Below are 340 nucleotides of genomic sequence, written 5' to 3'. Positions count from 1 at the left end.
CCGACATGGTCGACGACGCCGAGCTCCTCGAGCTCGTCGAGATGGAAGTGCGCGAGCTGCTCTCGAGCTACGACTTCCCGGGTGATGACACCCCGATCGTGACCGGTTCGGCCAAGCTCGCCCTCGAGGGCGACACCTCGGAGATCGGTGGTCCGTCCATCGACAAGCTGGTCGAGGCGCTCGACAGCTACATCCCCGAGCCCGAGCGTGCCGTCGACGGCGCCTTCCTGATGCCGATCGAGGACGTGTTCTCGATCTCGGGTCGCGGTACCGTGGTGACCGGTCGTGTCGAGCGTGGCGTGATCAAGGTCGGTGAAGAGGTCGAGATCGTCGGCATCAA

General features: G+C 65.0%; 1 pseudogene. It reads left to right on the top strand.

Annotated elements, in window-relative coordinates:
• Positions 1 to 340, top strand: a pseudogene (gene tuf / locus EBL84_RS16790) (elongation factor Tu); the annotation flags it as partial.

It is taken from the genome of Marichromatium sp. AB31 (genome assembly GCF_003718685.1).
Classification (GTDB): domain Bacteria; phylum Pseudomonadota; class Gammaproteobacteria; order Chromatiales; family Chromatiaceae; genus Marichromatium; species Marichromatium gracile.
This window is presented reverse-complemented; position numbering and strand designations above follow the sequence as displayed.